12 protein-coding genes and 1 tRNA gene are annotated in these 14467 nt (G+C 66.5%); 8 read left to right on the plus strand and 5 right to left on the minus strand.

What is annotated here, in order from left to right:
- Nucleotides 1-60: 60 nt before the first annotated feature.
- Together guaB and QO058_RS01050 are read right to left on the minus strand one after the other, a co-directional pair.
- Nucleotides 61-1554, minus strand: coding sequence for an IMP dehydrogenase (guaB, locus tag QO058_RS01045; protein ID WP_284169906.1), 1494 nt, complete (start codon nucleotides 1552-1554; stop codon nucleotides 61-63).
- Between the two features lie 323 nt (nucleotides 1555-1877).
- A complete protein-coding gene (locus QO058_RS01050; RefSeq protein WP_284169907.1) occupies nucleotides 1878-2219 on the minus strand; it encodes a hypothetical protein in 342 nt (113 codons plus the stop codon).
- Nucleotides 2220-2514: 295 nt separating this feature from the next.
- Between QO058_RS01050 and QO058_RS01055 the strand changes: the two genes are divergently transcribed.
- The 3 genes from QO058_RS01055 to QO058_RS01065 all read left to right on the plus strand — a co-directional run bounded on the left by QO058_RS01055 (nucleotide 2515) and on the right by QO058_RS01065 (nucleotide 5972).
- The gene (locus QO058_RS01055) at nucleotides 2515-3954 is read left to right on the plus strand and encodes an MFS transporter (protein WP_284169908.1); all 1440 of its coding nucleotides are present in this window, start codon (nucleotides 2515-2517) and stop codon (nucleotides 3952-3954) included.
- Between the two features lie 46 nt (nucleotides 3955-4000).
- Nucleotides 4001-5803: a single-stranded-DNA-specific exonuclease RecJ gene (gene recJ, locus QO058_RS01060; protein ID WP_284169909.1), complete on the plus strand. Its 1803-nt coding sequence runs from the start codon at nucleotides 4001-4003 to the stop codon at nucleotides 5801-5803.
- Nucleotides 5804-5897: 94 nt separating this feature from the next.
- A tRNA-Glu gene (locus QO058_RS01065) sits at nucleotides 5898-5972 on the plus strand.
- Between the two features lie 3 nt (nucleotides 5973-5975).
- Here QO058_RS01065 and QO058_RS01070 read toward each other — a convergent pair.
- Entirely contained in the window at nucleotides 5976-7754 is a 1779-nt protein-coding gene (locus QO058_RS01070) for a hypothetical protein (protein WP_284169910.1), read from the minus strand.
- A gap of 192 nt (nucleotides 7755-7946) precedes the next feature.
- On the opposite strand from QO058_RS01070, the gene QO058_RS01075 reads away from it, so the two are divergent.
- From QO058_RS01075 to QO058_RS01085, 3 genes are read left to right on the plus strand one after another with little or no spacing between them, the layout of a single operon-like run.
- Complete coding sequence (locus QO058_RS01075) at nucleotides 7947-8918, plus strand: AEC family transporter (RefSeq protein WP_284169911.1); 972 nt, start codon at nucleotides 7947-7949, stop codon at nucleotides 8916-8918.
- A gap of 32 nt (nucleotides 8919-8950) precedes the next feature.
- Entirely contained in the window at nucleotides 8951-9751 is an 801-nt protein-coding gene (locus QO058_RS01080; RefSeq protein ID WP_284169912.1) for a CaiB/BaiF CoA transferase family protein, read from the plus strand.
- Nucleotides 9684-10055 carry a CoA transferase gene (locus tag QO058_RS01085; RefSeq protein ID WP_284173066.1) on the plus strand — a complete coding sequence of 124 codons (372 nt, stop codon included), beginning with the start codon at nucleotides 9684-9686 and terminating at the stop codon, nucleotides 10053-10055. Before QO058_RS01080 ends, QO058_RS01085 begins: the two co-directional genes overlap by 68 nt.
- 3 nt (nucleotides 10056-10058) lie before the next feature.
- Here the strand turns inward: QO058_RS01085 and QO058_RS01090 are convergent, their stop codons facing one another.
- Both QO058_RS01090 and QO058_RS01095 read right to left on the minus strand, forming a co-directional pair.
- On the minus strand, nucleotides 10059-11231 hold the full coding sequence (locus QO058_RS01090) for a UbiH/UbiF family hydroxylase (protein ID WP_284169913.1): 1173 nt from the start codon (nucleotides 11229-11231) through the stop codon (nucleotides 10059-10061).
- 55 nt (nucleotides 11232-11286) lie between these two features.
- A complete protein-coding gene (locus QO058_RS01095; protein WP_284169914.1) occupies nucleotides 11287-12987 on the minus strand; it encodes a SulP family inorganic anion transporter in 1701 nt (566 codons plus the stop codon).
- A 128-nt stretch (nucleotides 12988-13115) separates the two neighbouring features.
- Here QO058_RS01095 and QO058_RS01100 point away from each other — a divergent pair, with 128 nt between their 5' ends.
- Complete coding sequence (locus QO058_RS01100; protein WP_284169915.1) at nucleotides 13116-14087, plus strand: quinone oxidoreductase family protein; 972 nt, start codon at nucleotides 13116-13118, stop codon at nucleotides 14085-14087.
- 164 nt (nucleotides 14088-14251) lie between these two features.
- Complete coding sequence (locus QO058_RS01105) at nucleotides 14252-14464, plus strand: hypothetical protein (RefSeq protein WP_284169916.1); 213 nt, start codon at nucleotides 14252-14254, stop codon at nucleotides 14462-14464.
- Nucleotides 14465-14467: the final 3 nt, after the last annotated feature.

A 14467-nucleotide genomic window follows, 5' to 3' on the forward strand; every position in this document is an offset into this window, starting at 1 on the left:
CCGGTTTTCGGGCTGATCAGATGCTCGATAAAGGATGGATCGCCTTGTGGCGATCCAGGGTTAGGAGCGCGTCGGGTAGTTGGGGCTTTCGCGAACGATCGTCACGTCGTGGACATGGCTCTCGCGCAGGCCGGCGCTGGTGATACGGATGAAGCGCGCCTTCGCACGGTAGTCTTCGAGATCGCGGCCGCCGACATAGCCCATCGCGGCGCGCAGGCCGCCGGCGAGCTGATGCAGCACGCTCGAAACGGGCCCCTTATAGGCGACCTGGCCCTCGATGCCTTCCGGCACCAGCTTCAGCGCGTCCTTGATGTCTTGCTGGAAGTAGCGGTCCGCCGAGCCGCGTGCCATCGCGCCGACCGAGCCCATGCCGCGATAGGATTTGTAGGAGCGGCCCTGGTACAAGAAGGTCTCGCCCGGGGTCTCGTCGGTCCCCGCGAGCAGCGAGCCGACCATGGCGCAAGACGCACCGGCGGCGAGCGCCTTGGCGAGATCGCCCGAATATTTGATGCCGCCATCAGCGATGACCGGGATGCCGGCCTTTTGCCCGGCAGAGGCCGCATCCATGATCGCGGTGAGCTGCGGTACGCCGACGCCGGCGACGATGCGGGTGGTGCAGATCGAGCCCGGACCGATGCCGACCTTGATCGCGTCCGCGCCGGCATCGATCAGCGCCTGCGCACCGCCGGCGGTTGCGACATTGCCGGCGATGACCTGGACGGCGTTGGAGAGCTTCTTCACCCGCGTGACCGCTTCCAGCACCTTGGCAGAATGGCCATGCGCGGTGTCGACGACGATGAGGTCGACGCCCGCCTCGATCAGCAGCTCCGAGCGCTCGAAGCCGAGATCGCCGGTCGTAGTGGCGGCTGCAACCAGAAGCCGGCCACGAGAATCCTTGGCGGCATGGGGATGGGCGACCTGCTTCTCCATGTCCTTGACGGTGATCAGGCCGATGCAGCGATAGTGGTCGTCGACCACCAGCAGCTTCTCGATCCGGAACTGATGGAGCAGGCGGCGCGCCTCGTCCTGGCCGACGCCCTCGCGAACCGTGATCAACCGGTCCTTGGTCATCAGCTCGGAGACAGGCTGCTCGGGATTGGCGGCGAAGCGCACGTCGCGATTGGTCAGGATGCCGACGAGCTTGCCGTTGTGCCCCTGCGGGCCACGCTCCACCACCGGAATGCCGGAGATCCCGTTGTTCTTCATCAGTGCCAGCGCATCGGCCAGCGTCTCGTCCGGGTGAATGGTGATCGGGTTGGCGATCATCCCGGATTCGAACTTCTTGACGAGGCGGACCTGCGCCGCCTGCTGCTCGGGATCGAGGTTGCGGTGCACGACGCCGAGGCCGCCGGCTTGCGCCATGGCGATCGCCATCTTCGCTTCGGTGACCGTGTCCATCGCCGAGGCGATGATCGGCAGGTTGAGCGAGATGGTCTTGGTCAGCTTGGTCGCGATGTCGACATCGCTCGGCATCACCTCGGATGGACCGGGCTCGAGCAGCACATCGTCGAAGGTCAAACCGTCGCGAATGAGACCGTCAGTGATCGTCGCCATCGTCAACTCCGGGGCCGGTACGGCCGGCACTGAAAAGGGGCAGGGCGGATATGCCCTAAGCCGAGTTGACGAGGCCCGATATCATGCGTGAGACGCGCCCGCTAGGGGCACGCCAACAAAAACTGCCTGGGCGGTCGCGGCATGCAGCCGCGGCCGCCGAAGCTGCGAGAAAATGTGCCTACTGCTGCTGCGCGGGCCGTGTCCGGCGCCTTGGGCTCGAGGCCGAAGCAGCCCATCGCCATCATCGTGTCGCTACGGGTGCCCCCATCCAGGCAACACGATTGAAGGATGGCAAGACTCGCCCCGGATCTCGCGCGGCCCGGCTAGCGCTTGGGGTAGGTCGAACGCGGCTGCTGCCGCTGCTCGACGGCAGCAGATGGCGCTACCATGATGCAGCCATTGCCTGTGTAAGAACTGCCCTGAGCGTCGGCCATCTGCTGGCAATAGTTCTGATCGAGACAGAGCCGTTCGCGCATCATCTCAGTATACCCTTGCGGCGCCATGGCGAACGTACACACGCCTTTCCAGCTCGTGTCGAGCGCCGCTGCCGGCGTTGAGATCAAGCCTGCCAGGCTCCAGCCCATGCCGACGGCAAGCGCCAGCCCTTTCAGCCTCGCCCAGGGTACATGACGCGATACTTGAAAAACATTGGCTTGACTGATCATGGAAGCACCTCTTGCCCGCGGTCGAGCCGCGCCGGCCTATGCCTAGACATTGCCCCTACAACCCAGAGATAGGTACAGTTCGGCCGGAATGACCCACCACAAGCGCATGACGGGGCCGCGGTCACGTCCTTGTGACGACATGAGAGCATATCTAAAGCCGGCCCTCATTGCGGAACCACGGCCCGCCCGCCATGCACCGGGCGCAACCCTCGTCACTATGCTCCAATCCGCTCTCGCCAGCCGGGTACACCCACAGTAAAGCGCAGCAGGCGGCCAAATCCGAAAGTCCGAATCCTTGCAGCGCGCCAAGCTTCTGCCTCTCATCGTCGCCTGCGCGCTGTTCATGGAGAACACCGACTCGACGGTGATCGCGACGTCGCTGCCGGTGATCGCCCAATCGCTCGGCGAAGACCCGATCGCACTGAAGCTGGCGCTGACCTCCTATCTCGTCAGCCTCGCCGTCTTCATCCCGATCTCGGGCTGGATGGCCGACAAGTTCGGCGCCCGCACCATCTTCCGCACCGCGCTCTGCATCTTCATGCTCGGCTCGGTCCTGTGTGCCTTCTCGAACTCGCTCGGCGCCTTCGTCGGGGCGCGCTTCATCCAGGGCATGGGCGGGGCGATGATGGTCCCGGTCGGGCGGCTCGTTATCCTGCGCAGCGTCGAGAAATCGCAGATCGTCAGCGCGCTCGCCTATCTGACGGTGCCCGCTCTGGTCGGTCCGGTCGTCGGACCGGTCGTCGGCGGCTTCATCACCACCTATTTCGACTGGCGCTGGATCTTCTTCATCAATCTGCCGATCGGCCTGCTCGGCATCGCGCTGGCCACGATGTTTTTCGAGGACATTCGGGAGGAAGACGTCGCGCCGCTCGACATCACCGGCTTCCTTTTGTCTTCGACCGGCTTTGCCGCCCTGATGCTCGGCCTCGCCACCGGCGGACGTCATCTCGTGCCCATCGCGGTCTCTTATGGCTGCGTCGCTTTCGGCATCGTGGCGCTGGTTCTCTACTGGTTTCACGCGCGCCGGCTGGCCTATCCGGTGCTCAACCTCGCGCTGCTGCGAATCCCCACCTACCGGATCGGCGTCGTCGGCGGCTCGGTCTTCCGCATCGGCATCGGCGCCATACCCTTCCTCCTGCCGCTGATGCTGCAGCTCGGCTTCGGGCTCGATGCTCTGCAATCGGGCCTGATCACCTTCGCCTCGGCTGCCGGCGCGCTGATCATGAAGACGCTGGCCAAGACCATTCTCGCCCGCTTCGGCTTCAGGGGCGTCTTGACCTTCAACGCGCTGATCGGCTCGGCTTTCCTCGCGGCATCCGGCCTGTTCACGCCGACGACGCCACATTGGCTGATGCTCGGCGTCCTGCTCGTCGGTGGCTGCTTCCGCTCGCTGCAGTTCACCGGCATCAATGCGCTGAGCTATGCCGATGTCTCGAACCGCGACATGTCGAGCGCGACCAGCCTCTCCAGCGTCGCTCAGCAATTGTCGCTCAGCGTCGGCGTCACCATCGGCGCCTTCGCGCTCGAATCTGCTAATCTTATCAATGGCGGCAAGGCGCTCGGCGCCGGCGATTTCTGGCCCGCCTTCGTCCTCGTCGGCCTGATTTCCGCCTCGTCGGTCTTCTGGATGTTGCAGCTCAAGCCCGATGCCGGCGCCGAGGTCTCCGGCCATGCGCCGGTGAGCGCCCGCAAGGTGACGGCGCAGGCGATCGAGGACCAGAAGCCGCTCGAGTGATGCGCCGCCGATTGACGAAGTCGCGCCACTGCGCCAGCGGTGGCACATGAACTCCGGCCAGAATCGCCTGTTCCTCGGTGTCGGGCACTCCGCCCTCGGACGCCCTTGGCGCGACCGGCTCGACGCTGCCGGCCTCGCACAAGCCGAGGCGCTGGCGCAGGTCGAGGGCGTGCCCGATACGCTGGCTCGCATTCTTGCCGGGCGCGGCGTCCTATCGAGCGAAGCACTGCGCCATCTCGAGCCGAAATTGCGAGACCTCCTGCCGGATCCGTCGGTTCTGCGCGACATGGATCGTGCGGCCGAGCGGCTCGCTCAAGCGGCGATAGCGGGCGAGAAGGTCGCGATCTTCGGCGACTACGATGTCGATGGCGCCTGCTCGGCGGCGCTGCTCGCCGGCTTTCTCGCCGAGGCAGGCGCGCGGCCGCGCATCCATATCCCCGACCGGCTGATCGAGGGCTACGGCCCCAATGCCGATGCGATCGCCATACTGGCAGGCGAGGGGGCGACGCTGCTCGTCACCGTCGATTGCGGCACGACCAGCCATGAGCCGCTGCAGCAGGCGGCGCGGCTCGGACTCGACACCGTGGTGCTCGACCATCACCAGGCGCCCGAGCGGCTCCCCGACGTCCAGGCACTGGTCAACCCGAATCGCCAGGACGATCTCGCGGGCCTCGGCCATCTCTGCGCCGCCGGCGTCGTCTTCCTCGCGCTGGTCGCGACGAATCGCGAATTGCGCCGGCGCGGCGCCTGGCAGGCAAAGGGAAGCGAGCCAGATCTGCTCGCGGCACTCGATCTCGTCGCGCTCGCGACCGTCGCCGATGTCGTGCCGCTGATCGGCCTCAACCGCGCCTTTGTCCGCCAGGGCATCGCCATGATGCGCACGCGCCAGCGGCCGGGCCTCGTGGCGCTGCTCGATATCGCAGGCCTCGACGGTCCGGTGCAGCCCTGGCATCTCGGCTTCCTGCTCGGCCCGCGCATTAATGCCGGCGGGCGCATCGGCGATGCGGCTCTCGGAGCCCGGCTGCTTCTGACCCGCGACGAGGTCGAGGCGCGCACCATCGCCGCCGAGCTCAACCGGCTCAATCAGGAGCGCCAGGAGATCGAGCGCGCCGCAGTCGAGGAAGCCGTGGCCGAGGTCGAGCACCGTTTCGACGATGCCGCCTCGCATCCGGTGCTGGTCGTCGGCTCGGCCGAATGGCATCCGGGTATCGTCGGGCTGATCGCAGGACGCTTGAAGGAGCGCTTCCGCCGGCCGGCTTTCGCACTCGCGCGCAACGGCGATGGCGGTGCGACCGGATCCGGCCGCTCGATCGCCGGCGTTGATATCGGCAGTGCGGTGCGGCAGGCGGTCGAGGCCGGCCTCGCGGTCAAGGGCGGAGGACATGCCATGGCGGCCGGCATTACCCTGGTGCCGGGACAGGAGGTCGCGTTCGCAAGCTTCATCAGCGAGCGGCTGGCTGCGGGCGTCGCCAACTCGCGCGAGGCAGAGGCGCTTCTGGTCGATGCTGCAATCAGTGCCGGCGGCGCCAATCCACGCCTGCTCGCGGAGATCGATCAGGCCGGACCGTTCGGCGCCGGCTGCCCCGAACCGGTCTTCGTCCTACCGGCACATCGCCTGACCGAGGTGGTGGAGGTCGGCGCAGGCGGCCACATGCGGATCAAGCTGCGGGCAGGCGACGGCACCACCATCGGGGGAATCGCCTTCCGCGCCGCGCGCGAACCACTCGGCCAGGCGCTGCTGGCGGCACGCGGCGAAAGCGTGCATATCGCCGGCACACTGACGCTGAACCGCTGGGGCGGCAGCGAGCGCGCCGAACTGCGTGTGGTCGATCTGGCGCGGCCGGTCTGAGCAGTTGCGAAAAACCCTGACAGCGGGCTTGCCCAAGCTTCGCCGGGACACTATAGCTCGCCCCGCCTCGTTAGAGCGCTTCGCGCTCCGGCCTGCGGTCTTCGTCTATCGGTTAGGACACCAGCCTTTCACGCTGGGGAGACGGGTTCGACTCCCGTAGACCGCGCCACTCTCATTCAGAGCTTAAGGCATCCGCATCCAGAGCGTTAGCGCCAGCGAATAGGCCCAGGCCGCTGTCGATTCGCGCTTCTACCGGCCGGTTCAACTTGCGCAGGTACATGTCCCAGCAGGGTGAGAGCGCCACGAGCTGGCGGCCTTCGAGGGCCTGCGCGTATTGCTTCCAGATCGCTGCCCGTTTCACCTCCACGGGACATTTCGGCCGCATGATCGCGTCGATGTCGCGCAGGGCTTCCAGCATTTCGGCCGTAACCCGGGGATTGGTGCGCTCGGTGTCGATGCCGAGCGCGACATGAAGCGGCGCGGCACGGCCGAGCAGATGATTGAAGGGGCTGACGAAATCGAGCGCGAAGAAGCCATTCAGCTGGCGACCGTTGGTCGCCTCCCAATGCTTGATCGCATCGATTCCCTGCTGGACCTCGAGCAGCCAAGTCGCCTGATGGTCGATTTCCGAGAACAGCGTAGCGGATGGCAGCAGACCGCGACGGACGAGGTCTTCATAGGCGTCATTATATTTTGGGTAGTGGTCGACCTGCGCGATCGCACGTTCGGCCAGTTCCGGCTTGAGGCTGACCCGGCCGAGTGGTCCCACATCCGGCACATCCAGCGCCTGGTAGCGCGGCGCGGCGATCACGGCCCGCGCGCCTCTCTCGAGAAAGATCACCGCGCTCGGCAGGGCGGCGGCCATGACGAGCACCAGCACATAGGGGCGCAGGCGGTCGTCCGAGCGCGGATAATAGGCCCGGAGTATCAGGATCAGGACCGGCCAGAGGCCGATGAATTCGAGTGATCCACTGTTCTGCGTCTCGCCCAGGATCAGGGCAAAGAGGCTTGCGCTGAGCCAGCCGAGTGGCGAAGCCAGCAAGCTCGCCAACGAGTGTTTTTCACGCCCGGCAGCGACGGCAAGCACGCCGAGCAGCATCAGGCAGGGGGCGATCACGTTGAACTTGATCGAGCCCAGCGTCAGGAAACGCCGCAGGAACGAAGCGGAATTGAGCATGGCGAGGACAAGGACGTCCTCGACATAGGCGTACACGACGCCGGTCGTGATCTCGATCACACCCAGGCAGGCGATGACCGCGCCGGCGGCGATCGCGGCGTCGCGAAAACGCAAGCGCCCAGCCAGAACCGCGTAGCCGACGAGAACGGCGCCGGACACAGGGCCGGTGACCTTGACCAGGAACAGCGCCGCCATGAGCACCGCGACGAGCGTCGTCAGCAGGATCCGGCTTTCGACGAAGAGAAGCGCCGCCAGCAGGAGATAGAGCAGCAAGGCGACATGGCGATTGTAATAGCCGAAACCGTCGAAGCCCGGCGACGGATAGAGGCTGTGCAGATTGATCGGCAGCGAGGTCAGGAACAGGAGGGGTATCAGGATCGCCAGGGCCAAGCGGCGCGACCGCGGGGCAACATCCCGGGCGATCAACGCCGCAATCGGCAGCAAGACAGGCACGATCGCCCAGTTGGCGAGCAGGGCCGGCTGGGCCTGCGGGAAAAGCGCCTTGATGCCGGCGGTGAGATAGAAGCCGAGCGGGCCGATCGATGTGAAGAAGTCGATATTGGGAATCTGGCCCTGCCAGATGCGCTGGGCGGCATCGAGATAGATATCGGTGTCCCAGTAATTCGGCCCGAGCGGCAGGCGTATGGGAAGCGCGAGCCCGAGGACCACCAACGCCAGGAAAAACACCATCCAGAATGTTGGGGATGTCATGAAATAGCGCCAGAACGTCCCGGTTTCCGGATTGCCTGTCGCCGCCTGAGTGCTGGTCGTCATTGCCTGTTCCATGAGCCGGTGCTGGAACATGGCAGAAATATGTTACCCGATCGCTTCCGTGTATAGGAATTCTGCAATTTTTGGTTGTGCCTGCGCGTGGCCGAGTTGTCGGCATTGCGTTCCGCTCCTGGTGCAGGGCGTGCTTCCTCTACCGGGTTCTCATGCGCTGACAGCCATCCTATAAGCGGCGCCATGGCCGACATCGCCAACCTGTTCAATCTGGTCGCGCCCTTCTTCGGCCTGATCCTGCTCGGCTTCCTCGTCGGTCGCTACAAGCGGCTGCCGGGAGAAGGGCTGGCCTGGATGCAGTTCTTCCTGATCTATGTGGCGCTGCCTTGCCTGTTCTATCGGCTGATCGCCGACAAGCCGCTGAGCGAATTGACGAACTGGGGCTTCGTCGCGGTGACGACGCTCGCAACGTTTTGCGCCTTCGTGCTCTCCTTCGCGCTCGGTTGGCGCCATAACCACGGTGACATGCCGCAGGCGGTGATGCAGGGCGTCGCCGGCTCCTATTCGAACATCGGTTACATGGGCCCGCCCTTGATCCTGGCGGCGCTCGGTCCGGCTGCCAGCGCGCCGGTGGTGTTGATCTTCGTCTTCGACAATCTCCTGCTGTTCTCGCTGATCCCGTTCCTGATGGCGCTGGCCGGCGTCGAGAAGCGCAGCCTCGCCGCCACGGCAGGCGAGGTGGTCTGGCGGGTCGTGACCCATCCCTTCAACGTCGCGACCGTCGCCGGCGTGCTCGCAGCCTTCCTGAAGCTCGAGCTGCCGACCGCACTCGACAAGATGACGCTCTGGCTCTCGCAGGCGGCCGCTCCCTGCGCGCTCTTCCTCCTCGGCGTCACGGTGGCCTTGCAGCCGATGCGGCGGATGCCGGGCGAGTTGCCCTGGCTCGTCGCGATCAAGCTGCTGCTGCACCCATTGCTGGTCTGGCTGCTGCTCTCGGCGTTCGGCACTTTCTCGGCGCCGTGGATCTATGCGGCGGTGATCATGGCTGCGCTCCCCCCGGCGCTGAACATCTTCGTGATCTCGACGCAGTATCGCGTCGGCATCGAGCGCGCCTCGGCCTGTATCCTGGTCGGAACCATCGTCTCGACGGTGACGCTGACGGGCTTCCTGTGGCTGGTGAAGACGGGCAGGATGCCGGCCGATCTCTTTCCCTGACGGCCCGCCGGGCCATGCTTGCGGGCCCATCGATGCAGCCGCTCTCCGATCTCCTCGTCCTCGACTTCTCGACGCTTCTGCCCGGCCCGATGGCGAGCCTCTTCCTGGCCGAGGCCGGCGCGCGCGTAATCCGGATCGAGCGCCCGGACGGCGAGGACATGCGCCGCTTCCCGCCGCGCTTCGGCGAGACCTCCGCTCCCTTCGCCGCCCTCAACCGCGGCAAGCAGAGCCTCGCCATCGATCTCAAGGCGCCGGATGCGCTGGCGCGGTTGACCCCGTTGATCGAGCAGGCCGACATCGTCATCGAGCAGTTCCGGCCGGGCGTGATGGCACGGCTCGGCTTCGGCTACGAAACACTGAAGGCGCTCAATCCGCGATTGGTCTACTGCTCGATCAGCGGCTACGGCCAGGACGGCCCGCGTGCCTTCGAAGCCGGCCACGACATCAACTACCAGGCGATCGGCGGGCTACTCGGCCAGTCGCTGGCGCAGGGCAGGCAAGCCCCCTTGCCGCCGACCCTGGTCGCCGACATTGCCGGCGGCGCGATGCCGGCCGTGATCAACATTCTGCTCGCCTTGCGGGAGCGCGACCGCTCCGGCCAAGGCTGCCACCTCGACATCGCCATGACCGACTCGATGCTCGCCTTCGCCTGGTACGCGCTGGCACAGGGCCAGGCCTCCGGTCGCTATCCGGCTGGCGGGGGAGGGGCTGCTGACCGGGGCCAGTCCGCGCTATGGCCTCTATGCGACGGCCGATGGCTGGTTTCTGGCCGTCGGCGCACTCGAGGAGAAGTTCTGGGCGAGCTTCTGCGAAGGGATCGGACTCGACGCTGAGCTGCGCGACGACCGGCGCGATCCCGCAGCGACGCAGGCTGCGATTACCGCGATCATCGCATCGCAGCCGGCGAAACACTGGCGGGCAACGATCGAGCCGCTCGACTGCTGCTGCACTGTAGTCCGGACGCTCGAAGAGGCGCTGGCTGATCCGCATCTCACGGCGCGTGGTCTGCTCGACCGGCAAGTCGAGGAGCCCGGTGGGCGGCGGATGGTTTCGACACCACTACCGCTCGCGCCCGTGTTCCGCGACGCTGCGCCGGCATTACGGGCGAGCCCGCCGATCGGCGACTACGAAATCTGAGCCTCAGCCCGCCGCGGTGCCGCCGGCAAGGCCATGCCGCATCACCAGGCGACGTAGCGGCGCGATTCGCGACAGCGCCAACAGTCCGGCGCCACGCATCAGATCGGCTGGCAGCAGATCGGTCAGCAAGGTCCGATTGAGTGCATCGACGGCGCCGGTGCGCAGGCGGACATCGGCCTGGCGCGAGCGATCGTAAGCTGAGAGCGCCGCCTCTTCGCCGGGATCCCCGGTGCCAGCAACCGCATCGCGCAGCGCCGCGACGTCGCGCAGTCCGAGATTGAGCCCCTGCGCCCCGATCGGCGGGAAGACATGTGCGGCCTCGCCAATCAGCGCCATGCGCGCGTCAGCAAAGCGGTCGACCGACAGGCCGCCCATCGGCACACGCCCGCGTGGGCCTGCGACCGTCAGCGCGCCAAGGATCGAATGCGTCTGCCGCTCGACCGCACGGGCGAAGGCAAGATCGTCGAGCCCAGCGATACGTTCCGCCTCGGCCGGCTCGAGCAACCAGACCAGCGAAGAGCGCCGGCCGGTCATCGGCACCAGCGTGCAGGGGCCGGAGCGGGTGTGGAACTCGGTCGAGGCATCCTGATGCTCGCGGCGATGGCTCAGGATCGCGGTCAGCGCGACCTGCGGATAGCTCCAGTCGCGCGCGGTGATGCCAGCGGCCTGCCGGACGCGCGACTTGCGGCCATCGGCGCCGACGACGAGCCGAGCCTCGACAGGGTCGAAACCGTCGCCTGCCAGCCGGACCGCGTCAGCACCCGGCGTGATTTCCGTCGCAGCCTGGGGGATCGTGCGGATGCGCGGCTCCGCCGCCGCCTTGGCCGCCATCGCCTCGACGAGCGCGGCATTCTCGACGTTCCAGCCGAAGGCCGGCAGGCCGAGCTCGGCTGCCTTGAATTCGACCGGCGGCTGACGAAACAGGCTGCCGGTATCGTCGACCAGCCGCATCAGCGCGAGCGGCGCCGCCACCGCGTCGAGCGTCTCCGTCAGGCCGAGTGCCTCGAGCAGCCGCCAGGAACCGTCCAGCAGGGCGACGGTACGGCCGTCGCGCGGGGCGCTCGCCGACCCGAACAGCACGACATTGCGCCCGGCTGCGGCGAGCGCGAGCGCTGCCGCGAAGCCGACCGCGCCGGCCCCGACAATGGCGATGTCGCAATGGTTCTGGTCAGTCATGGCTTTTCGGTAGCCGATGCCGATGCTGCTGGCGAGCGCGCGCTTGCCGCAGCCTCTACCCCCAGACCACGCCCTTGGCCGGCTTCTGGGCGATCTCCCGGAACGAGACGAGGCGTTCATCGATCCCCTCATGGCCGAGCACGGCCCGTACTTGCCGCCCAGCGCCGCGAATCTCGACTGTGGAGCCATGGTGCAGCGCCTTGTCGATCACCGTCTTGAGCGAGACCGCAGCACTGGAATCGGCGAAGGGCACGCCGGAGAGGTCGAGCACGATGCGCTCGGGAAACGGCCCGACGCGATCGAGCACTGTCGCGACATGGCTGCTGGCACCGAAGAACAGCGGGCCGGTGATCCTGTAGTGGAAGGCCTCGGCGTCGCGCTTGCCGTTACCGTTCGCCTGCGGCTCGTCCTGGCCTGCTTCGTCATAGTCGACGAGCGCTGCGTCCATGCCGGCCTCGACCGTGACGATGTTGGCCATGCGATGCATGAAGATCAGCGAGCCGAGCACGACACCGACGCCGATCCCGACCATCAGGTCCTCGAAGACCACCAGCAGGAAGGTCGCGAGCAGTACGAGTGAGTCGGCGCGCGAATGCCTGAGGATCGCGGTGAAGGCGGCTTTCTCTGCCATGTTCCAGGCGACGACGGCGAGCACGCTGGCGAGCGCCGCGAGCGGAATGTAGGAGGCGAGCGGCGCTGCGACGAGCATGAACAGCAGCACGAAGGCCGCGTGCAGCATCCCCGCCACCGGCGTGACGCCGCCGGCCCGGATGTTCGTCGCGGTGCGGGCGATCGTGCCGGTGACGCAGATGCCGCCGAACAGCGGCGAGCCGATATTGGCGACGCCCTGCGCGACCAGCTCCATGTTCGAACGGTGACGTCGCCCGCTCATCCCGTCCGCGACCACGGCCGAGAGCAGCGATTCGATGCCGCCGAGCACCGCGATCGCGAGCGCCGCCGGCAGCACCGAGATCAGCTTGTCGAGGCTGAAAACCGGCAGATGCGGGGCGGGCAGGGCGCGCGGAATGCCGCCGAAGCGACTGCCGATCGTCTCGACCGGCAAATGCAGCAGGAAGGTCGCGGCGGCCGCGAGCGCAACCGCAATCAGGAGGCCGGGCCAGTCCGGCCGCCAGCGCCTCAGGCCCAGGATCGCCGCGATCGTCAGAGCGGATAGGCCAAGCGCCGCCGGGTTGAGCGTGCCGAGAGCGGTAGCGAGCGCCTGCAGCTTCGGGATCAGCGCCGCCGGCTCCTTGCCCGGCAGCGTCAGCCCGAGCAGGTCGCGAATCTGGCTGGCGAAGATGATGATCGCGATGCCGGTGGTGAAGCCAACCAGCACCGGATGCGGGATGTACTTGATGTAGGTGCCGAGCCGCAGCAGCCCGACCGCGATTAGAATGGCGCCGGCCAGCATGGTCGCGAGCAGGAGCCCGTCGAAGCCGTGCTGGTCGATCGTCGCCGCGATCAGGACGATGAAGGCGCCCGCCGGTCCGCCGATCTGGTGGCGGCTGCCGCTCAGCGCCGAGACGAGGAAGCCACCGACGATCGCCGTGAACAGCCCCGCGGCCGGTGTGGCACCGCTGGCGATGGCGATCGCCATGGATAGCGGCAGCGCGACGATCGCGACCGTCAGCCCCGAAAGCGCATCAGCCCGTAGCCTCGCCAATCCATAGCCCTCGCGCAGGGCGGAGATGAGCTTGGGGGTGAAGGCCTCGCGCAGGACCGCATGGCTGCCGAGCTGGGCGCCTTGGCTGTTCATCTCAGAGACCGATCATGCAGTTCTGCCAGACCGACTCGGCGTTTGCGCGGGTCTGGTGTGCAGTGCAGCCGTTGCGCCGAAGGAAGGCAAGTCCCTATCGTTGTCGCCATCGACATCAGGAGATCGCCATGGCGAAAGCTATCCGCGTACACACGACCGGTGGGCCCGAAGTACTGCAACTGGAGGAGATCAGCCTGCCGGCACCGGGGCCAGGCGAGATACTGATCCGCAACCGCGCCATCGGGCTGAACTTCATCGACACCTATTTCCGCACCGGACTTTATCCGGCGCCGCTGCCGTTTACGCTCGGCAATGAATCGGCTGGCGACGTGCTCGCTGTCGGTCCCGGGGTGAGCGAGTTCAAGCCCGGCGACCGGATTGCGGTCGTCTCGTCGCACGGTGCCTATGCCGAGGAGCGCATCGTTCCGGCGTCGGCGGTGGTCGCGCTGCCCGAAAACGTCTCCTATGAAGCTGCCGCCAGCATGATGCTGAAGGGGCTAACCGCCGAATACCTGCTCCACCGCACCTACAAGGTGAAGCCAGGCGATACGATCCTCGTCCATGCCGCGGCCGGCGGTACCGGTTCGATCCTCTGCCAATGGGGCAAGGCGCTGGGCGCGACCGTGATCGGAACCGTCGGCAGCAAGGAGAAGGCCGAGCTCGCCAAGGCGAACAAGGCGGACCACGTCATTCTCTATCGCGACGAGGACGTTGCGGCGCGCGTCAAGGAGATCACCGGCGGCCAGCGCTGCGACGTCGTCTACGATGGCGTCGGCAAGGATACCTTCATGGGATCGCTCGATTCGCTGAAGCCCTTCGGCCTGTTGGCGAGCTTCGGCAATGCCTCGGGCGCGGTCGAGGCCTTCAACCTCGGCATCCTCTCGACGAAGGGCTCCCTTTACGTCACCCGCCCAACTATGGCCACGCATACGTCCAAGCGCGAGACCCTGGTCGCGATGGCGAAGAACCTGTTCGGGGCCGTCGGTTCCGGCAAGGTCAGCGTCGCGATCAACGCCCGTTTCGCCCTGAAGGATGCCGCCGAGGCGCACCGGACGCTGGAAAGCCGCGGCACCACGGGTTCGACCGTGATCGTGCCGTAGATCAACTCCGGCGGTTTCGCCGGAATCACGACGTGACAACGGCCGCCTCTTCAGGCGACCGTTTCCATTTGGGAAGAAAAAATCGAAAGCTTCGAACCTGAAAGCGAAAGCGCGCCTGGAGCCGGCAAAGCAGGACCAACAACAAGAACTTTGGTCCTTACGTCATGTCCCCGTTTCTTCGCCGCGTCGGTTTCATCCTCTCCTTCGTCATCGTCGCGATGGCGCTCCACGCGCAGCTCACCGCCCGCCCGACGCTCCAGCTCGCCACCCAGGTCAGCAAGTCACAGGCCGTCTCCGAGAAGCCGGCACGGGCCCGTATCGGCCGTGTCACGCAATTGCGCAATACGCCCCGGCCGGTCACTTCCGCCCTCGCGTAAGCT

It is taken from the genome of Bosea vestrisii (assembly GCF_030144325.1).
Lineage (GTDB): Bacteria > Pseudomonadota > Alphaproteobacteria > Rhizobiales > Beijerinckiaceae > Allobosea > Allobosea vestrisii_A.